The 18413-nt window shown below is 59.3% G+C and carries 20 protein-coding genes; 2 read left to right on the top strand and 18 right to left on the bottom strand.

Features of this window, described 5'->3' with window-relative positions; all coding sequences use genetic code 11:
* Positions 1-39: 39 nt before the first annotated feature.
* The 6 genes from A6M21_RS06110 to A6M21_RS06085 all read right to left on the bottom strand — a co-directional run bounded on the left by A6M21_RS06110 (position 40) and on the right by A6M21_RS06085 (position 5024).
* The gene (locus A6M21_RS06110) at positions 40-522 is read right to left on the bottom strand and encodes a Zn-ribbon domain-containing OB-fold protein (RefSeq protein ID WP_066666998.1); all 483 of its coding nucleotides are present in this window, start codon (positions 520-522) and stop codon (positions 40-42) included.
* Complete coding sequence (locus tag A6M21_RS06105; protein ID WP_066666996.1) at positions 519-1688, bottom strand: thiolase C-terminal domain-containing protein; 1170 nt, start codon at positions 1686-1688, stop codon at positions 519-521. Before A6M21_RS06105 ends, A6M21_RS06110 begins: the two co-directional genes overlap by 4 nt.
* A 17-nt stretch (positions 1689-1705) precedes the next feature.
* A complete protein-coding gene (locus tag A6M21_RS06100; protein WP_066666994.1) occupies positions 1706-2485 on the bottom strand; it encodes an enoyl-CoA hydratase/isomerase family protein in 780 nt (259 codons plus the stop codon).
* 241 nt (positions 2486-2726) lie between these two features.
* Positions 2727-3581, bottom strand: coding sequence for a 3-hydroxyacyl-CoA dehydrogenase family protein (locus A6M21_RS06095; protein ID WP_066666992.1), 855 nt, complete (start codon positions 3579-3581; stop codon positions 2727-2729).
* Positions 3582-3922: 341 nt separating this feature from the next.
* Positions 3923-4453 carry a hypothetical protein gene (locus tag A6M21_RS06090; protein WP_151191818.1) on the bottom strand — a complete coding sequence of 177 codons (531 nt, stop codon included), beginning with the start codon at positions 4451-4453 and terminating at the stop codon, positions 3923-3925.
* Positions 4454-4568: 115 nt separating this feature from the next.
* Complete coding sequence (locus tag A6M21_RS06085) at positions 4569-5024, bottom strand: Hsp20/alpha crystallin family protein (RefSeq protein WP_066666988.1); 456 nt, start codon at positions 5022-5024, stop codon at positions 4569-4571.
* A gap of 79 nt (positions 5025-5103) precedes the next feature.
* Here A6M21_RS06085 and A6M21_RS06080 point away from each other — a divergent pair, with 79 nt between their 5' ends.
* Together A6M21_RS06080 and A6M21_RS06075 are read left to right on the top strand one after the other, a co-directional pair.
* Positions 5104-5373 (top strand): spore germination protein, encoded by a 270-nt coding sequence (locus tag A6M21_RS06080; protein WP_201721837.1) that lies wholly within the window; start codon positions 5104-5106, stop codon positions 5371-5373.
* On the top strand, positions 5364-5615 hold the full coding sequence (locus tag A6M21_RS06075) for a spore germination protein (RefSeq protein WP_066666984.1): 252 nt from the start codon (positions 5364-5366) through the stop codon (positions 5613-5615). The genes A6M21_RS06080 and A6M21_RS06075 overlap by 10 nt, the downstream gene beginning before the upstream one ends.
* 2 nt (positions 5616-5617) lie before the next feature.
* Here A6M21_RS06075 and A6M21_RS06070 read toward each other — a convergent pair whose 3' ends face one another.
* The 12 genes from A6M21_RS06070 to A6M21_RS06015 all read right to left on the bottom strand — a co-directional run bounded on the left by A6M21_RS06070 (position 5618) and on the right by A6M21_RS06015 (position 18326).
* The gene (locus A6M21_RS06070; protein ID WP_066666982.1) at positions 5618-6130 is read right to left on the bottom strand and encodes an NYN domain-containing protein; all 513 of its coding nucleotides are present in this window, start codon (positions 6128-6130) and stop codon (positions 5618-5620) included.
* On the bottom strand, positions 6108-6881 hold the full coding sequence (rlmB, locus tag A6M21_RS06065) for a 23S rRNA (guanosine(2251)-2'-O)-methyltransferase RlmB (RefSeq protein ID WP_066666981.1): 774 nt from the start codon (positions 6879-6881) through the stop codon (positions 6108-6110). The genes A6M21_RS06070 and rlmB overlap by 23 nt, the downstream gene beginning before the upstream one ends.
* A gap of 44 nt (positions 6882-6925) precedes the next feature.
* On the bottom strand, positions 6926-7333 hold the full coding sequence (locus tag A6M21_RS06060) for a Mini-ribonuclease 3 (RefSeq protein ID WP_066666980.1): 408 nt from the start codon (positions 7331-7333) through the stop codon (positions 6926-6928).
* Positions 7334-7382: 49 nt separating this feature from the next.
* Positions 7383-8846: a cysteine--tRNA ligase gene (cysS, locus tag A6M21_RS06055; RefSeq protein ID WP_066667085.1), complete on the bottom strand. Its 1464-nt coding sequence runs from the start codon at positions 8844-8846 to the stop codon at positions 7383-7385.
* 43 nt (positions 8847-8889) lie between these two features.
* Positions 8890-9597: a serine O-acetyltransferase gene (gene cysE / locus A6M21_RS06050; protein ID WP_066666979.1), complete on the bottom strand. Its 708-nt coding sequence runs from the start codon at positions 9595-9597 to the stop codon at positions 8890-8892.
* A gap of 191 nt (positions 9598-9788) precedes the next feature.
* Positions 9789-11249, bottom strand: a complete 1461-nt coding sequence (gltX, locus tag A6M21_RS06045; protein ID WP_242868781.1) for a glutamate--tRNA ligase — start codon at positions 11247-11249, stop codon at positions 9789-9791.
* 384 nt (positions 11250-11633) lie between these two features.
* Positions 11634-12311, bottom strand: a complete 678-nt coding sequence (locus tag A6M21_RS06040) for a TerC family protein (RefSeq protein WP_066666977.1) — start codon at positions 12309-12311, stop codon at positions 11634-11636.
* 160 nt (positions 12312-12471) lie between these two features.
* Positions 12472-13380, bottom strand: coding sequence for a DMT family transporter (locus A6M21_RS06035; protein WP_066666976.1), 909 nt, complete (start codon positions 13378-13380; stop codon positions 12472-12474).
* A 37-nt stretch (positions 13381-13417) separates the two neighbouring features.
* Positions 13418-14491 (bottom strand): hypothetical protein, encoded by a 1074-nt coding sequence (locus A6M21_RS06030; protein WP_066666975.1) that lies wholly within the window; start codon positions 14489-14491, stop codon positions 13418-13420.
* Positions 14488-16308, bottom strand: coding sequence for a cobalamin B12-binding domain-containing protein (locus A6M21_RS06025; protein WP_066666974.1), 1821 nt, complete (start codon positions 16306-16308; stop codon positions 14488-14490). The genes A6M21_RS06030 and A6M21_RS06025 overlap by 4 nt, the downstream gene beginning before the upstream one ends.
* Positions 16305-16541, bottom strand: a complete 237-nt coding sequence (locus tag A6M21_RS06020; RefSeq protein WP_066666973.1) for a hypothetical protein — start codon at positions 16539-16541, stop codon at positions 16305-16307. The genes A6M21_RS06025 and A6M21_RS06020 overlap by 4 nt, the downstream gene beginning before the upstream one ends.
* A 321-nt stretch (positions 16542-16862) precedes the next feature.
* On the bottom strand, positions 16863-18326 hold the full coding sequence (locus A6M21_RS06015; RefSeq protein WP_066666972.1) for a PLP-dependent aminotransferase family protein: 1464 nt from the start codon (positions 18324-18326) through the stop codon (positions 16863-16865).
* Positions 18327-18413 lie beyond the last annotated feature (87 nt).

The raw sequence follows: 18413 nt of genomic DNA, 5'->3' as shown, positions 1-18413 counted from the left end.
TGCTTACTCACCCGCATGATGCAACAAATAGAAACAAGCTCACTTTACTTTTTCAAAGGCGAAAAAGACCCGCTCCTGCAGGATGACAGCGCCCTTTTTCGCGTCCACCGGCACCGGCTCCACCCGGAAAACAGCCAGTTTCACTTCGTCGCCTTCTTTCAATTCACCAGTCGCGCAATTAATCACCCGGCCGAAATAGGTCAACTGTCCGTCCAGATCAATCAGGGCATGGATCAACGGGGGGTCAAAGCCCGCAGGCACCCCGGTTTCCTCCTCGGTCACCACCAGCACGCGCCCCCTGACCGGCAGGTCCACCCATTCCAGTTCCGTGGACAGGCATTCCGGACAGATCACCCGTGGTGGAAAGGAACGCCAGCCGCAGCTGCGACAGCGGGTGGTGGTAAAACGTTTTTGCCGGAGGTTCTCATAAAAGGGATGGATACGGTTGAATTCCTTGCTTTGCTGCGGGTACGGATCCATGGTCACCGCGTATTTTCCCTCTAGCAGCGATATGCCCTTCATTCCAGATCCCTCCCGTAAACAACCACCGTATGCGCAGAGATGGCGCCGCTCAGGTTATGGGTCAAGCCAATGCGCGCGCCCGCCACCTGCCTGACGGCGTCCCCCCGCAGCTGACGCATAATCTCGATGCCCTGGCGGATGCCGGTGGCCCCCGGGGGATGGCCGCAGCTTAACAGTCCGCCGTCCGTATTCACCGGCACCTGCCCGCCAAAATCGGCCTTCCCTTCCTGGATGAAGCAACCGCCTTCACCTTTCTCGCAAAAACCAAGGTCCTCATATGCGATGATCTCGGCAATGGTAAAACAGTCGTGCGTCTGGGCCACATCCACATCCTGCGGCTGAATGCGGGCGTTCCGGTAGGCCTGCCGGGCGGCCGTTTTCAATGCCTCCCAGGTAGTCCAGCTGGCCATGTTGGCTGTCATGTTGCCCGCGCTGGCCTGGGCGCACCCCCGGATGTAAACCAGCGGTTGATCGGTGAAATAGCGCGCTTTGTCCTCCACGGCCAGAATGATCGCCGCCGCACCATCGGTAACCGGGCAGCAGTCGAATAGTTTCAATGGCTGCACGACGGTTTTGGCGTTGAGGGCTGTTTTCAGATCAACCGGCTCCCGGAACTGCCCTTTGGGGTTATTCATGCCGTTACGCCGGTTTTTTACCGCCACCAAGGCCATTTGCTCCTCCGTGGTGCCGTACTTTTTCATATGCTGTTTGGCGGCCAGGGCAAAAAGCGGCGGCAGTCCCAGTCCCATCGCGCCGTCCCAGTCGCGATCCAGCGAACCGGGCCCGCTGTAATCGGCCTCCCGGCACTGCGGCAGGTGGAGCTTTTCCCCGCCGGCGACCATCACCACATCGGCCACGCCGCTTTTAATCAACCCGTAGGCCATGATGATCCCGGCGCTGCCGCTGGCGCCCGACAGCTCCACCCGGGCACAGACGCTTTCCGGCTTGATGCCCAGGTACTCCGCCACCAGAGGCGCCAGGTGGGTCTGCAAGGAGCACCTTCCGGTGCCGGCCGAAGCGACAATCAAGCCGTCGATATTCTTGTTGCTGATCAGATCGTTACTATCAAAACAGGCCTTGCCGGCCTCCTGGAATAAATCCCGCTGGCTGGCCCGGCGCAGTCCCCAGGTGGACTGTCCGCCGGCAATGACACAGACGTTGCGCATGGGAAAAACCCCCGCCTTTATTTTCCTTTGAACTCCGGCTTGCGCTTTTCCAGCAGGGCGCGGAAACCTTCCACCCGGTCCGCGCTGCCAAAAGCGAGCAGAAAACTCTCCAGCTCAAAAAGCAGGGCGGCAGGGAGATCCATATTCATGCCGTTGTTCAGCGCCATTTTGAGCATGCGCTGGGCCACCGGCGGTTTGGCCAGCAGCTTTTCCGCCAGCTTGCCGGCTTCGGACAGCAGTGCGTTTCCAGGCACCACCCGGTTGACCAGGCCGTATTCCCGGGCTGTGGCGGCGTCAATCATTTCCCCCAAAAAGAGCAACTCCCTGGCCCGGGCCGTGCCGATCAACCTGGGCAGTCGCTGGGTGCCGCCGCCGCCGGGAATAATGCCCAGATTGATTTCCGGCAGGGCGAACCGGGCAGTTTCCGCCGCCAGACGGAAGTCGCAGGCCAGGGCCAGTTCGCACCCACCCCCCAGGGCCAGGCCGTTCACCGCCGCGATCGTTGGTTTATCCAGGTTTTCCAGTCTGTTGTAGGCTGCCAGGGAAAGGCGGCAAAAATCGTACATTTCCAGCGGCGTCAGGTCCACCATTTCGGTGACGTCGGCCCCCGCCGCAAAAGCCTTTTCACCAGCGCCGGTGATGATCAGCACCCGTACCTCTTGATCGCCGCCGATCTCCGCCACCACCCGGTCCAGTTCGCGGAAAAACTGGCTGTTCAACGGATTCAGGGGCGGACGGTTGATGGTCAGGGTGACTACGCCCGCTTCTTTGACCAGTGTGATCGTCTGGTAGGACAAGTTTATACCTCCTTCTGCACCCGATTATAAAAGTGCATTGTGAAAACCTGCCGCTTTGTGCTGCAAAATGAAAGAGCCAATAACTCCGGCTGACGCAGTGATACCAGGTGAATACCCATTTGTGCAGTAGAATAAAAGAGCCAATACCCGCAAATTACTTTACAAATGCAAGCCGGACAACCTTCCGGTTGCCTGGGCGGCAATCGTCTGAAGAAGCATCCGGGCTTGCCCCGGAGGAGGCTTACTTATATTCGTACCAGCCCGCCCCGCTTTTCCGTCCCAGCCGGCCGGCACGGATCAAAGCCTTCAGCGCCTGGGGCGGGTTCCAGCGCATATCCTTGAATTCATCATAAAAGTAGTTCAGCACGTGATAACCGATGTCCACACCGGTGAAATCCTGCAATTCAAAAGGCCCCATCGGATAGTTGAGCCCCAGCTTCACCGCCCGGTCAATGTCTTCCACACTGGCCACGCCTTCTTCCAACAGGCGGATTGCTTCCGCAAACTGGGCCAGCAGGATACGGTTGACCACAAAGCCGGGGGAGTCCTTTTTCACCTCAATGGGAGTTTTGCCCATTTCCCGGGCCACCGCGGACACCAACTGCACAGTGTCATCAGCCGTGAAATAGCCCCGGATCACTTCCACCAGTTTCATCAAGGGCGGCGGGTTGAAAAAATGCATGCCGGCCACCTTCGCCGGCCGGCCGGTGGCGGCGGCAATGGTGGTGATGGAAATGGAGGAGGTGTTGCTGACCAGGCAGGCTTCCGGCTTGCAAATGTCGTCCAGTTGGGCAAAGGCTTCCTTTTTGGCCACCGGATCCTCGATGATGGCCTCAATCACCAGATCCGCCTGTGCGAAGTCATCCATTCCGGCAGCCGGCCGGATCCGCTCCAGAACGGCTGCCCGCTCCGCTTCCGTCATCTTACCCTTTTCCACGCTCTTTTTGAAAAACCCGTCCATGCGGCCGGTGGCCCGGTCCACCTGACCCGGCACCGCATCGTATAAAATAACCTGGTATCCCGCCACGGCGGCCACCTGGGCGATGCCGCCGCCCATCGCCCCGGCCCCCAGAACGCCGATTTGTTTCATTTCCATCAGGCATTCATCTCCCTAAACTTTTTGTACAACTAAAATATAAAATAGGCGCCCGGGGTTTAAAATCGCCAGAAGGGATGTAATTGGTACCAGCGCGGGTGAAAAAGGGATTAACTACTTCGGGTGAAAACAAAAATAAAAAAACCGGCCGTCTTTGCCAGACAACCGGATATGTGAGCAACCATATTATTTTTACCGAATGTAACTGTCTGTCAATAACTCCATGACCAAAATTACGTCAAGGTTCCCTTCAACAACATGCCGGCAGCAACGGGTGATACGCGCCCCCAGCATTTTTGCCGGTAGCGACCTTACATTACCGTACCCGAAAACCGTTGACTTCACAGGGTGTTTTCAGGCGCCCGTTTAATACTGTCACCTCTTTTGAAAACTATATTTACCGGTTTTTGAACCGGTGGTTGAGGAGCCACCTTCCGGTCCGCGGAGGATGGCCCGGGCATGCCGGGCCCGGACGGCGGGGGCGGGGAACCGTCAACTCCCGGAACCGGGGACGGGGGCGGTGGGCCTTTGCTGCCCGGCGGCGCCGGCGCACCGGCCTTTTTGCCGGGTGAACGCGCTTCCTTTCCGCCCGCATGCCCGGGGACCGGGGTTGCACCGGGAGGCGGCACCGGAGGCGAAGTCGCACCGGAAGGCGGCGGCCCACCCTTTTTTCCCGGCGGAACACCGTAGTTGGCGCCGATGTTCAAACTGCCGCTCAGTTCCCTGATCCCCAGAGCGCCCAGATTGTTGGTGAATTCCAGCCGGTCCACGCTGATGCGCTCCACGCACAGCTTTTCCACCACCACCGGTGCACAGGCGGATCCCGCCAGTTCCCGGCAGCATTGTTTCAAGTCCGCGACTTCCTGTTCCAACCCGGCCACCCGCTGCGCCAATTCGTCCGGCCTTTTTTTTGCCCTGTGCCAAAAGGGGAATATATGCATACGCTTACCACCAGGCTTAAATTCATGTTTGCAGCAACCCGGCCCGCTAGTCGATATGCAGCGTTTTCACCGGCGACTCGGCGGCCCGGGGCAGGCGGATTTCCAGCAGGCCGTCACTAAACTTGGCCGTATAGTGCGCGTGATCGACGTAATCCGGCAGCTGGACGGTGCGCTGGAAATTACCGGTGAATCTTTCCGCGGACAAGGTCTGAAACCCGTGATAGGGGTTATGTACGCTGCCTTTGACCTCCAGCCGGTCGCCCACCACCTGGATGAGCACGTCCTCCTTGCGCACCCCCGGCAGATCAACCAGGATGTAAAATTCCTGGGCCGTCTGGTAAACATCCACCCGGGGGAATGCTTTATCCCCGTCCATCAGACCGGCAAAGTTGTTGATCATCTCTTTGGCCTGCGGGTTGTTGAATACACTGGACCAGAAATCGCGTCCGTACATTTTCTGGGCCATCTTGCTCCACTGCTGGAACTTTTCCTGATCAAACATCAGGAACGCCCTCCTTTATCTGCCATCTTAAAATAGCGCCGGCGATCATATATTGCTAAAAAGGGAAAGAGGTGACGGAGTGTCCCTAGTTATAAATATATTTTTGATGAAAATAAATGCTATTGAAAACGGGTCGGCCATGAACATCGGGCAAAATTTTTTGGCGGAGTGGAACAGCGTGGCCAAACGCAATGAGGGCACCGGCTCCAACTACGGGGATGAGACCTGTTTTGCCGGAATGGGGAATCTTGTGGATGACGCGGACTTCATGGACCAGCCCTTTTTCAAGGAACCCTTGATTGCCGGCCCAAAACAAAACATGTTAAAGGGGGAAGGGCATTGCCTTTAGTTGTTTTATCACCTCCCATCTTGAATATTTTCAACTTTAAAATTAACAGCCTGGACCGGGGAAGCATCGTCAACTTTGGACCTTCTGCCAACGACAACTTTACCAGTTACAACAAGTTCAACAACGGCCAGGGCGCACTCACAGGTGATTTGTCACCTTCGTTCTCCTGCGGCACTGTATTCGACCCGGACATTCTGGATAATCCCATCGGTCCGGCTCCGGTATTTGAAAACACACTGTAACCCTATTCCTTTTTCCGCCGCCATTTTTCCAAAATTGAGCGTACCTCCTTGGCCAGACGGTTTTCCAGGTAGGCATCGGCCGGTTTGCCGCGACCGTAATGCCGCCTGCTTTCTTTTTCCAGACGCTGTACCTGCTCCCGCAGCTCCCGGGGTGTGAGGCGGTAGGCGCCCCGGCCGAGAATCATGCGCTGTTCGGCCCAGTCGTAAGTGGCCACATGTACGGTGCCGCGTACGGACAATTCCTTGACCAGCTTTTCAATCAGCGAATCGGCGGTTTCACCTTCGGCGGTATAAATCACTTCCACACCGTTGACCATTTCACTGTGCTCCACAGCCTGTTTGACCTGATGGGCGTCGAAAACCACCACCACGTACTTGCCGCTCAAGGCGGCGAAGTTGATCATGATGTCCACCAGCCGGTTGCGCGCCTGTTCCAGGCTGACTTCCTTCAGTTTGTCCAGCTCCGGCCAGGCGTAAATCACATTGTATCCGTCAACGACCAGATATTCTTCCATGGTCGGCCTGTCTCCTCTGCCGGACAACCTCGTAAGTCAGCAGCGCCGCCGCCACCGAGGCGTTCAGGGAACTTACCCGCCCGGCCATGGGCAGGCGTACCAGGAGGTCGCATTTTTCCCGCACCAGGCGGCCCAGGCCCTTGTCCTCGCCGCCGATGACCAGGGCCAGCGGCCCGTCCAGCCGGGCGTCCCAGAAAAGATCGCCGGCCGTTCCTTCCGCCCCGGCCACCCAGATGCCCTGCTGCTTGAGGTAGTCAATGGTCCGGACCAGGTTGGTCACCCGGGCCACCTTGACATATTCCGCCGCCCCGGCGGCCGCCTTGCCGGCCGCCGGAGTAAGTCCCGCCGACCGGTGCCGGGGGATGATCACGCCGTGCACGCCGGCGGCGTCCGCCGTACGCAGGATGGCCCCCAGGTTGTGGGGGTCGGTCACCTCGTCCAGCAGCAAAAGAAAAGGATCCGCCGTTCCGGCGGCCTGCAGGATGTCGTCCACGGAAACGTAATCGCCGGCCGCCGCCAGGGCCGCCACGCCCTGGTGGGCCGTTCCCGGCGCCAGCCTGTCCAGTTGCACGCGCTCCACCTGCTGCACCGGGATTTGCCGCTCCCGGGAAAGGGCATAAATTTCCCGCAGCGGGCCGGTCAGCACCCCCCGGGCGATAAACACCTTGTTCAGGGAGCGCCCGGCTCTCAAGGCCTCCCGCACCGGATTGCGCCCGGCGATAATGTTTTCCGGATCGTTTTCCCTGGTCATTCAAGCACCTCCGGTCAGTCCGGCCGCGCCGGCATGGCAGGCAGCTATTGCCGTTCCTCCACCGCCTGCCGGGCCAGGGCCATGATTTCCGCCAGGCGATGGTGTCTTCCGGCCAGATAAAGGTAGCCAATCAGGCATTCCAGACCGGTGCTGTGACGGTAGGCAGAGACATCCGCTCCGTGGGGCGGGTGTCCGCTCTTGGCGTTGCGCCCCCGGCGGGCCAGGGCGGCCTCTTCCGGCAGCAGCTTGTCCTCCAGTGCGCGCAGCACCCGGGCCTGATTGTCGGCACGCACATATTTTATGGTTTCCCGGTGCAGCTGATTCACCCGGGTCAAGCCCCGGCCCGCCAGATATTGCCGGATGGCCAGCTCATACACGGCGTCGCCGATATAGGCCAGCACCAGAGGCGGCAGTTGCTCCGGGTTGTATGGAAAACCATCCATCAGAATCATCAAGCATTCCCCGCAGTTTTTACATTTTTCGCCGCCGGCCGGTTGAAATCTATCCTTGCTGCCTTTTCCAGCGCACGCCCTGCGGTGTATCTTCCAGAATGATACCCAGTTCCTTCAAACCGTCCCGGATGCGGTCGGCGGCGGCCCAGTCCTTGCGCGCCCGGGCCTGGCCGCGCACTTCCAGCAGCAGGGCAATCAAACCGGCGGTCAGCTTGTCGTCATCACCAGCCGGCTCTTCCAGCCGGATGCGGCCGGCGGTTACGTCCACCGGAAACAGCCCGAGCACCCGGTTGAAGTCGAAAAACAAGGACATGGCCTTTGCCAGGTCATCCTGCCGCAGCCCGCCGCCTTTGGAACCGTCCTGCAAATAAGTATTCACTTCGCGGGCCAGTTCGAAGAAAATACCGATGGCCAGGGCGGTGTTGAAGTCGTCATCCATGGCCGCGATAAAGTCCTGCCGGTACTTTTCCAGCGTGGCCGGGAAGTCATCACCGGCAGCCGGCGGCTTTTCACTTCCGGAGCCCCGGCCCATTGCCTCGGCAAGCAGCCGGATGCTTGTTTTGATGCGTTCCAGTCCCCGCCCGGCCGCGGCCAGCTTTTCGTCGTCAAAGTCAAGCGGGCTGCGGTAATGAGTGGACAACAGGAAAAAGCGCACCACCGGCGGCGGAAATTTTTCCAGGATCTCACGCACCAGAAAGAAGTTGCCCAGGGACTTGGACATCTTCTCCTGGTTGACAGTGATAAACCCGTTGTGCATCCAGTAACGGGCGAAGGGACGGCCGGTGGCCGCCTCCGCCTGGGCGATCTCATTCTCGTGGTGGGGGAAAATCAGGTCGAAGCCGCCCCCGTGAATATCGAAATTATGGCCCAGATACTTCACCGCCATGGCCGAACACTCGATGTGCCAGCCCGGACGGCCTTTTCCCCAGGGACTGTCCCAGGCCGGCTCGCCCGGTTTGGCCGCCTTCCAGAGGGCGAAATCCATCGGGTGCTTTTTCCGCGGGTCCACTTCCACCCGTGCGCCGGCCTGCATTTCGTCCAGGGAACGGCCGGACAGCCGGCCGTAGGCCGGAAAGGAGGCGATGTGAAAGTAGACGTCCCCATCCACCACATAGGCGGCCCCTTTTTCCAGCAGCGCTGCAATCATGGCGGTTATTTCCGGCAGATGCCCGGACACCCGGGGATGAATGTCAGCCCGCCGCACATTCAAGGCGTCGGCGTCCTTGAAATATTCCGCCACATATTTTTGTGCCAGCAGCAGGGCGTCGGCCTTCTCCTCCCGGGCGCGGTTGATGATTTTATCGTCAATATCGGTAAAATTCTGGACATAGAGCACCCGGTAACCGCGGTACTCGAAATAGCGGCGCACCGTGTCGAAAAACACCAGCGGCCGGGCGTTGCCCAGATGAATGTAATTATAGGTGGTGGGACCACAAACATACATGGCCACCTGCCCCGGTTCGCGCGGCACAAATTCCTCCTTGCGCCGGGTGAGTGTATTGTATAACTGCATACCCAAATTCCTTTCCTTCTCAAAAGAATATAAGCCGCCCGGCCTATTCAAAACCGTCTTCGCAGGTCTCCGGCGGTACAGTCCGGTCCGCCCCGGCGCTCCTTTCCAGTTCGCGCACCCTGTTTTCCAGGTACTTGATGTTCGTTAACATGCTGTTGATCATTTCCGCCACCGGGTCGGGCAGCAGATCGTGCCGCAGATCGATCACCGGCGGGCCGGCCGGGCTTACCCGCCGGCCGTCCTGCACCACCACCCGTCCGGGCACGCCCACCACCGTGCTGTTGGGGGGCACCGGCTTTAAAACCACCGAACCGGCGCCGATTTTGGCGTTGTCCCCCACGGTAAACGAGCCCAGGATTTTAGCCCCGGTGCTGATCACCACATTGTTGCCGATAGTGGGATGGCGCTTCCCCTTTTCCTTCCCCGTACCGCCCAGGGTCACCCCCTGATAGATAGTCACGTTGTCGCCCACTTCGGCGGTTTCGCCAATCACCACTCCAGCGCCGTGATCGATAAACAATCCCTCACCGATTTTTGCCCCCGGGTGAATCTCAATCTGGGTCAACCAGCGGGAGAACTGGGAGAGCAGCCGGGCCACGACAAATAAACGCTTGCGGTAGAAAAAATGGGCCACCCGGTGCATCAAAATGGCATGCAGACCGGGATAGCACAGCAATACCTCCACCAGGCTCTTGGCCGCCGGGTCCCGTTCAAAAACGGCCCGCACGTCCCTTCTCAGCCGTCCAAACATATCTATCCCTCCCGCGAATAAAGCAGTCCATCTTGCTCTGTCTATAAGCAAATAATTGGGGAAATTCCCGGCTCACACGCTACACCGCCGGCTCTCATAACGGTACGCCCGTTCCGGGTACCGCGTTCAACCGCCGGTACCCGTGGCGCCCGTCCGGGCCGTCAAAGGCGAGGAAATTCCCCCGGAGGGATCTAGCTACATCGCCCGGCCGCCCGGGCCAGGCGCCCGGCAACCTTCTCCGGTCCGAGCAGGGGGAGCACCTGGTAGAGCTCCGGCCCGTGGGTGCGGCCGGTCAGCGCCACCCGGAGCGGCATATAAACTTTCTTCCCGCCCAAACCCAGTTCCCTGGGCAGTTTTTTCAATATCATGCGGGCAGTTTCTTCATCCAGCTCGTTCAGGGCGACCATCTTTTCCCGCAGGGCGGCGAGCACCGCCGGCACCTGCTCCCCGGTCAGCACCGCCCGGGCCTCGTCGTCCACCGGCGGCGTTTCCTGGGCAAAGAAAATATCCACGTGTTGCGTAATCTCCGCCAGGTTGGACAGGTAGTCCCGCACCGCCGCCACCAGGGATTTGAGCCGGGCATACCGCTCCGGTGTAATTTCCCCTGTGATATAGCCGGCTTTTTGCAGGAAGGGGATGGCCAAATCAGTGATCCGCTCCAGCGGGCACTGCCGGATATAGTGGCCGTTCAACCAGTTGAGCTTTTCCAGGTCAAAGACGGCCGGGCTTTTGGCCACCCGGTCCAGGGTAAACAATTCCTTGAGCTGCTCCGGGCTGAAAACCTCATCCTCGCCACCTGGCGACCAGCCCAAAAGGGCCAGAAAATTGACCAGCGCTTCCGGCAGGTAGCCCAACTCCTGATATTGCTCAATGGAGGTGGCCCCGTGGCGCTTGCTCATCTTGGTGCGGTCGGCGCCCAGGATCAACGAGACGTGGGCAAACTCCGGCTCCGGCCAGCCCAGCGCCCGGTAGAGCAGGATCTGCCGGGGCGTGTTGGGCAGGTGCTCCTCCGCCCGGATGACATGGGTGATACCCATCAGGTGGTCATCCACCACCACGGCGAAGTTATAAGTGGGAATGCCGTCCGATTTCATAATGATAAAATCCCCGATGCCGTCACAGTCAAAGGATACCGCACCCCGCACCTGATCATGCACCACTACGGTTTGCCCCGCCGGTACCTTGAAGCGCAGCACCGGCCGCCTGCCGGCGGCTTCACAACGGGCGCGCTCCTGCGGGCTGAGATTGCGGCAGCGTCCCAGATAGCGGGGCATCTCCCCTTTGGCCAGCAAAGCCTCCCGTTCAGCAGTCAGCTCTTCCTCCGTGCAGTAGCAGTGGTAGGCCAAACCGGCGTCCAGCATCTGCTGTGCATAGCCCCGGTAAATGTCTAGCCGTTCGGTCTGCCGGTAGGGGCCGTTGGGGCCACCCGCCCCGATGCCCTCGTCCCAGTCCAGGCCCAGCCAACGCAGGGCGGCCAGGATGTTTTCCTCCGATTCCCGAGACGAACGCTCCCGGTCGGTATCTTCCATGCGTACCAGAAAACTGCCGCCGGTATGGCGGGCATACAGCCAGTTGAACAGCGCCGACCGGGCGCCGCCGATGTGCAGCGGGCCGGTCGGGCTGGGGGCGAATCTTACTTTTACCCGGGGCAAAAGAGTTCCTCCTCTACTTACACACATTAATCAACGGCAAATGACGCGGTCCGGCCACACCGTCCGGCCATCGCCAGTTTTCGTTCCTATTATACCATCCGCCGCGCGGCGGAGGCAACTTGTTCACCTGTTTATAACCGGCCGGCCTCCCTGCTTTTTCCGCCCCTGATGCCCGGGGTTTCTCCTTTGGCTTGCTCATTCCCAACGGCGGGGAAAAATTAAGAAGGTGGTAAGTCAATTACCACCTTCTTTTAAGGAAGGGTTGTGCTCTGATACCTGCACTGAATACAAACCTCCGCCCATTTTTTCTTCCGGCCGGTGACGCGTCAGCGGGCAGGGAGCCAGGAAAAACATCCGAAAAAAATGAAGCAAACTTCCGGACCGTCAGTGCTTATCCGGTTCGCAGCGGTGAGCACGCTGACGGCGTGCCAGCAGGAGGCCGCCAAAGACCACCCCCGCGGCTGCCAGCAAGGGTACAACCCGCGGCAAAACACCCGCGCCCAGGAAATGCTGCACCAGTTTATCCCTCATGATCATTTCCGCGGCCGTCCAGCCCAGGATGGCCGCCCCGACAGCCACCAGAAACGGGAAGCGCTTCATCAGACCGGTGATCAAACTGCTGCAAAAAACCACCACCGGGATGCTTAAAGCCAGGCCGAAAATCAACAACCAGATGTTGCCGCGGGCGGCCGCCGCCACCCCGAGAATGTTGTCCAGGCTCATGATGAAATCGGCCACCATGATGGTTTTCACCGCCTCCCAAAAACAGCCGGCCTCGCAGACGTTGTCTTCGCAAGTATCGTCAACCAGCAGCCGGACGGCGATCCAGATCAGCATCAAACCGCCCGCCACTTGCAGAAAGGGGATTCTCAAGATATAAACGGCGGCAATGGTTAAGATTATGCGCAAGGCAACAGCGCCGCAGGTGCCGATAAAGATGGCCCTTTTTTGCTGCACCGCCGGCAGCCGCCGGCAGGCCATGGCGATCATCAGTGCATTGTCCCCGCTGAGCACCAGATTGATAATGATTATGCTGACCAAAGCCACGGCCAAAGAAACCAATTCCGGGCCTCCCAACGCTCGTTGAACACAGCGCGCATACAAATTGAATCACTTGCCGTTACGTCGTTGCTTTAAAATTCGTCACAATGTGACATTTTTCCTGTCTGTGTAAAAAGTCTTTATAATCAATGATAATTTTTTACTATCTTGCCCTGCTTTATTAACTGGAAACACAGGAACGTTTGTTTTCACCCGAAGTAAGATAAACCCCGGTCATCACCAGCAACCCTCCCGCCACCTGACTGGCCTGAATCAGCTCGCCCAGGAACAGGACCGACAGCAAAACAGTAAACAAAGGGGTGAGATACATGAACACGGCCGCCCGGCCTGGCCCCAGTGCGGCCACTCCGTAATTCCACCACAGGAAGGCCAGCACCGAGCAAAAAACCCCCAGATAAAGCACCCCCAGCATGACACGCCAGTCCAAATGAAAGACACCGGTGATTTTCACTTCCCACCAGGAAACCGGGAGCAGGGCGGCCAAACTCAGCACGCTGCTGACGGTGGTGGCGGCCAGGTTGGACATGTGCCCGGCCACCCGGCGCACCGCCAGGGAATAAATACTCCACAGCAAAATAGCCGCCAGTACAATCAGATCGCCCGGGTTGAAGCGCAGGGACAACAGCACGGCAGGATTGCCCCCGGTCAGGATCCAGATCACCCCGGCCAAAGCCGCGGCCATCCCGGCCACCTGACGGCCCGGCAATGCCTCTTTGGAAAAAATAAAGGACAGCAGGGCAATCATGATTGGAGCGGCGGCATTGATCAGGGAGGCGTTGATGGCACTGGTGAAGTGCACGCCCCAGTATAGCAGGGCGTTAAACCCCAGCACGCCGGTCAGTCCCATCAAAGTCAACCATCCCCACTGGGAGCGCCAATGTAAAAGTTCTCTTTTCTCCAGCTTCCAGGCCAGGGGGAATAAAATAGCCACGGCCACCACCCAGCGCAGCGCGTTCAAGGTAAAAGGCGGCAGTTCGCTGCTCAGCAGTTTCCCCACCACTGCATTCGCCCCCCAGAAAAAGGTGGCCAGCACCAGCAATAAATGCGGCGATCGCGAAAGCCCGCTCATTACCACACCCCCCGACACTTGAACCGCCGTGGCGCCGTTAATCTTTTTGCATCATTGCTTCCACCAGCCGGCTCAGTTTTTCACCGCCTTGCGCCACGACATCGCATACCGGTACATCCACCAGACTGGAAACCCGGTGCAGCAACTCTTCACCATCCACATAAGCCGGTTGGTAATCCCGGGTTTCGTAACGGTAACGGGGATAAAAAGGGTTCACTGTAACGGCCAGCAGGGGCAACGGCCGCAGATAGCCCACCGTTCCCCCCCGGCCGTTCACCGCCGTAATGAAGTGAGCGGCCGCGGCCGGATCCCCGCCGACGATGAGCTTGACCGGATCGGCAAAAATAAAGGTGCTCTTGCGCGGGAAGGGCATCTGCAGCATTTCTTTCAAGCATCCGGGCGAAACCACCCCCGGACAAAAGAATCCCCCGGCACTTCGCGCCCGGTTCATCAGCGGCCGCAAATCTTCCGCCTGGAACAGCGAGCCGACCGTGTCCGCCAGTACATGCCCCGGCCGGTCCCAGAGCACCGTCCGGCCGGCGGCCGCTATTCCAGCCGGCAACGGGATTTGACCGGGCCGGTTGCAGATAGCGCTGATGTGGCCGGCGTCCCGCGCAATCTCAGCAATATTTTGCTTATAGGACGCCCCGGTGGCCAGGATCAGCCCGTCCGTCTCCACCACGGGCACAATCCGATTCAGCGCTCCGTCCACCATGACCAGCGCGGCTCCCTGCCGGTGCAGGAAATCGATTACGGGACGCAAATATTTGCTTTGATTGGGCCCGGCCAGCACCAGCAGGCCTTCCCGCTCCACCCGGCCGCAGATTACTTCACCCAACGGGGTGCCGACACCCAGCCGCTCAATCACCCTGATTCCGGCGCTGCCGGCCGCCAGGCAGGTTTCCGCCGTGGCCGCCAGCACATTCCGGCGCACAAACAGTCTGGGCTTGGGCAAGCCGGTGACATTATCCAGTCTTTCACCGTCAAAACCGATGCTGGTCAGTCCCACCGACACCGCCCGGTCGCAAAAATAATTCAACAGGGCGATGGTGGAGGTAGTCTTGCCGGTATTTTTAGCCGTACCCATAATGCCGACGGTCAGTTTTTTCATTTCTCAATCACGGTGCCCCGGCCGTTGCGGCCCGGGTAGGCGCCGTCTTCCCTGCTTCCCAGCACGCCGTCATACAGCGCCTGCACGAAATCGCCCTTCTCCACCACCCGGGCCAGCGTGTCCTCAATGCCGGCGATGATTTCTTCACTCCATAGTTCCGCCTGCCGGGTGGGCGTCAGTTCCAGACGGCCGAAAAACCGGAAGCCCGCTTTTACCGCCTGCAGCGTATCAATCTTGGCCGGGACGCTGATCGGACCGCCGGAATAAGCCTCATCGGAAGAGGCGATGGTCACGGCGTCCGCGCCCAGCATGGCGGCGGCACAGGCATGAAATGCCGTGGCGGCGGAAGACTGCACCCGGTCTTCCGTCTGGGTGAGAAAACCTACCGGGGCGCCCGGCCAGACGGGCGCGTCGATGATTTGCTTCAGCGCCACCACCTTGGCGGCGTTGAAATCAACATAGTTGTCCTCCATCTGACCGCCAATCATTACTTCCGGGGAATAACAGAACAGGGGCTGCAGGACGGGCCTGCCGCCCAGGCGCAGCGCCAGATCGACGGTGATCAACATCCCGGCAAAGGCCTTGTAGGCGGGTACCCCGCACAATTCCTCGTTGGTCACCACGTCAAAAGGCAGGTTGTACTTTGCCGCATAGCGGATGGTCCAAATACCGTCCACAGTCATCCGGGCCGGCTCCGTACCGGCGCCCAGCGCCCCGTAACAGATATTTATTTTGGTCAAATCGGCGCCTATTTTACCGGCCAGCACCGCCGTCTCCGGAGTGTTCAACCCCCGGTGGGCGCGCACCTGCCACAGTGTACCGGGTTCCAGGGATTTTTTGATCCGGTTCAAGTTGGCCGGGGTAATCAGCGTTCCGTCCTCCTCATGGGTCAGGAAACCGTCGAAAAGCCCCTCGGTCCTGGCTCCCCAGGAGGGATCGAAGTGGATCACCCCGTCCGCCCCCCAGCCTTCACTGACCTTGATGTGGCCGATATCCATAAAGGGACAGCCGGTGCCGTACTGATTGAAAACCAGCGGTTTTGGACGGCCGCGCTGCAGCCGCGGCGCCATCATCCGCTCTGCAGTCCGGGAGACATAGTCTTCCAGGGCGGCCACTTCTTTCCGGGTAAAGCGCCTGGTTTTGGGCGGAAAAATCCCTTTTTCGTAGAAGTTACGGGCCGTTTCGCCGCACAATCCGGCATAAGCGTTAAAAAAGTCATTCACCGGCTCATAATTGCGCCAGCGGTCCACATCCCACAGTTCTTCCCTTACGGCCGCCCTTTCAACTCCCGGTGAGGTTTTGTTTTCCGCCCAGGTTAATATCATATCCGTAATGGCGGCGAGTTTTTCCCGGATCCCACGATGGCGGTATTCATAGGAGTAGCCGGCTGTGAAATCCTGCTTTTCCTTCCGGCTATCACCCTGCACCTGCCGGTATTCCCTGTCTTCCACAAAGGCCAGCGCCTCCGCCACGGTGGTGCCCGGACCGAAACCGCCGTCAAAACCCAGTTCGGCGGCCAGTTCCGGTCTGACGGCCATACCGCCCACCCCCAGGCGGATCCTGTCCCTGACGCCCACGGCGTCCAGCAGGTCCACCAGCCTGGCCAGCACTTCCGCCACGCCGTACCCCAGTGTCCGGCTGATCAGCACGGTGTCCGGCGCAGTCCGCATGACCTCCTGAACCACTTCCTCCACACTCAAGTCGGGGGGCAGGAGCATAGTCTCATGACCCGCTTCCGCCAGGCCGCGCCGGATCATTTTCAGACCCACGTCATGTACCGGATCCAGGGGCACCAGCAGGATTTTCCGCGCCGTCATGAAACCACCTCCCCTCCCAGCCAACCGTAGACATCTCCGGAACGGTGCACATAGGCCCTGGCGCGTACCCTGACCCCCGGTCCCTGGAACTGGATAAATACAATGTCCGCGTCTTTGAACCCCAATTCCTTGACCATCTGGAGGGTTAGACGGCGCCCTTCTTCCTCACTGCCGCAGACCAGAAAGGTTTCCAGATCCAGGGCGTCCATAATGTTATCCATGACTTTGGACATGCGTGTCCCTCCTTACAGCCGGACTACTATTTGTAAAATGGCAAATATTCAGTAAATCCGGAGCGTGATCACCAGGTGCAACGTTATCCCGGGCAATCGACTTGCGGTGCATCAACGCCCGGCATAGCTCCGGCCAACCGGGCAACGGCGCAAAAGGAGCCGCGAAGGCTCCTTTGCAGCACCGCCCGGTCCGGTCCGGAGCAAGCCCGGGCGTGCATCTCACGCGAAGCACGGAATACGGGAATATGGCGGCACCGGCCGGGGCGGTACCCTAGTGAGCCGCCCCCTTATTACCGTCCGGCGCCGGCGAATGCCGGGTTTTTAGATCAGGCCCGCATATTTGCACACAATCTCAATCAAGCGCACCTGGGCACGCACTGCAACCCTGGCCCTTTCCTCCATGAGCATGCCTTCTTCATCAGTGGTGCCCAGGCCGGGGGAAATAAAGATATTGCCGTCATAGGCAATGGTCGGGATGACCCCCATCTGGGAAAGCCCGGTCTGGAACAGGTTGGTGCCGGCGTACATATCCTCGATGGAGAAAACGGGAATGCCCAGCTTGCCGTCTTTCCAGGTTCCTTCATAGTTAATCTCCACCGCACCGGAATTGTAGGATTTGCTGATCATGATTCCCTCCCGTAACCGGGCGGGCAATGTTTCAATTTCTTCACGGATAATTTTCTCCAAATCATCCACCGGCCGGATCAAAATTTCCGGTTTGTCACGCAGCACCTTCAAGGCCTGGATCTGGGTAAGCAGGGCTTCCTTGCCGGGGTCAAAGGTCACATAGGCCGCTTTGCCGTAGGAAGCGGTGGTGCCGTAACGGTCGCCGTGCATGCCCAGGGCGCGCCTGATTGGTACCATGAATTCCTCTTTGCCGATGATCAGACCGCTGGTGGCCGCACCCGTAGCCTTGTCCATGCTGTAGACAATCACATCGGCGCCGGTCTTCCGGGGATCATGACCGACGAATGGCAACCCCCAGGCATTGTCCACCACGTAGGGAAGATCGTACTGATGCGCCACTTCCGCCAGTACCTTTTGCAGCACCGGCGTACCGTTGTCGTCCTTCGTCCCGTAGCCATAGCCCGGTGTATCGTAACCCAGCGAGGTTATGCCCGTGAGCATGGCGGCGTGGGTTTGAGCCGTAGCTGCAATCTTTTCCCGGGCGGCCTGCGGGTCCACCCCGGTCAAAAGGGGCACCGGATGGTACTTGATGCCGTGAACGTCGTACCTGGCCCCGGGCAGGGGTACGATCACCGTATCCAGGTTGTTCTGCCGCTTGCCGTAGAAACCCAGTTCCCCGGCGGTAGACCCCCGGTCGGCAAAAATGTCCTTGAACCGGCCCGGGAAGGGGCGGCCATAGCTGCCCTGATGGTGCATATGTTTTTCCAGGGGGGCGATATAACGGGCGCGGTAATTATCGCCCCGGCCCATCATGGGCGGCGTGAACAAAGCATCAAAGGTGGCCCACAGGCCGGCCTCGCAGGTGGTGATGGGTGCCGCGTCATATTCGTCGCCGTAAACATCCTTGACAATTTCCCGGATTTCATCCACCAGTTTGGCCAGGGGAACGACTTCCGTGGCTCCCTTTTCGGAAGCCTCGATGATGTCCCGGCGCAGCGGGGAGGGGCATCCCGAAACGGCCCCGGTGAGGCCGAACTTCCCTCTCAGCTCTTTTGGAACGCCGATTTCATCAGCCGCCTGGCGCGCCTCGGCATAAATATTACCGATGTTCGCCTGCAGATGCCGGTACATCTGGAACTTGTACTTGAACTCAGTCATTATGTTTTACCCCCTTGGATTTAATATCATTTTTTCCCGGTTCGCAATTCGCGCCGCGCTTGTTCAGTTTCCGGATCCAGGCCGGTC

This window comes from Desulfotomaculum copahuensis, from assembly GCF_001655685.1.
GTDB classification, from domain to species: domain Bacteria; phylum Bacillota; class Desulfotomaculia; order Desulfotomaculales; family Desulfovirgulaceae; genus Desulfotomaculum_G; species Desulfotomaculum_G copahuensis.
The sequence above is the reverse complement of the archived record's forward strand: the minus strand, read 5'-3'. Positions and strand labels throughout refer to the sequence as shown.

Excerpts from the sequence above, each read along its gene's own strand:
- A6M21_RS06110 (WP_066666998.1), bottom strand. The coding sequence starts at position 522 with ATGAAGGGCATATCGCTGCTAGAGGGAAAATACGCGGTGACCATGGAT.
- A6M21_RS06105 (WP_066666996.1), bottom strand. The coding sequence starts at position 1,688 with ATGCGCAACGTCTGTGTCATTGCCGGCGGACAGTCCACCTGGGGACTG.
- A6M21_RS06095 (WP_066666992.1), bottom strand. The coding sequence starts at position 3,581 with ATGGAAATGAAACAAATCGGCGTTCTGGGGGCCGGGGCGATGGGCGGC.
- A6M21_RS06085 (WP_066666988.1), bottom strand. The coding sequence starts at position 5,024 with ATGTTTGATCAGGAAAAGTTCCAGCAGTGGAGCAAGATGGCCCAGAAA.
- A6M21_RS06070 (WP_066666982.1), bottom strand. The coding sequence starts at position 6,130 with ATGGAAGAATATCTGGTCGTTGACGGATACAATGTGATTTACGCCTGG.
- rlmB (WP_066666981.1), bottom strand. The coding sequence starts at position 6,881 with ATGACCAGGGAAAACGATCCGGAAAACATTATCGCCGGGCGCAATCCG.
- A6M21_RS06060 (WP_066666980.1), bottom strand. The coding sequence starts at position 7,333 with ATGATTCTGATGGATGGTTTTCCATACAACCCGGAGCAACTGCCGCCT.
- cysS (WP_066667085.1), bottom strand. The coding sequence starts at position 8,846 with ATGCAGTTATACAATACACTCACCCGGCGCAAGGAGGAATTTGTGCCG.
- cysE (WP_066666979.1), bottom strand. The coding sequence starts at position 9,597 with ATGTTTGGACGGCTGAGAAGGGACGTGCGGGCCGTTTTTGAACGGGAC.
- A6M21_RS06035 (WP_066666976.1), bottom strand. The coding sequence starts at position 13,380 with ATGAGCGGGCTTTCGCGATCGCCGCATTTATTGCTGGTGCTGGCCACC.
- A6M21_RS06030 (WP_066666975.1), bottom strand. The coding sequence starts at position 14,491 with ATGAAAAAACTGACCGTCGGCATTATGGGTACGGCTAAAAATACCGGC.
- A6M21_RS06025 (WP_066666974.1), bottom strand. The coding sequence starts at position 16,308 with ATGACGGCGCGGAAAATCCTGCTGGTGCCCCTGGATCCGGTACATGAC.
- A6M21_RS06020 (WP_066666973.1), bottom strand. The coding sequence starts at position 16,541 with ATGTCCAAAGTCATGGATAACATTATGGACGCCCTGGATCTGGAAACC.
- A6M21_RS06015 (WP_066666972.1), bottom strand. The coding sequence starts at position 18,326 with ATGACTGAGTTCAAGTACAAGTTCCAGATGTACCGGCATCTGCAGGCG.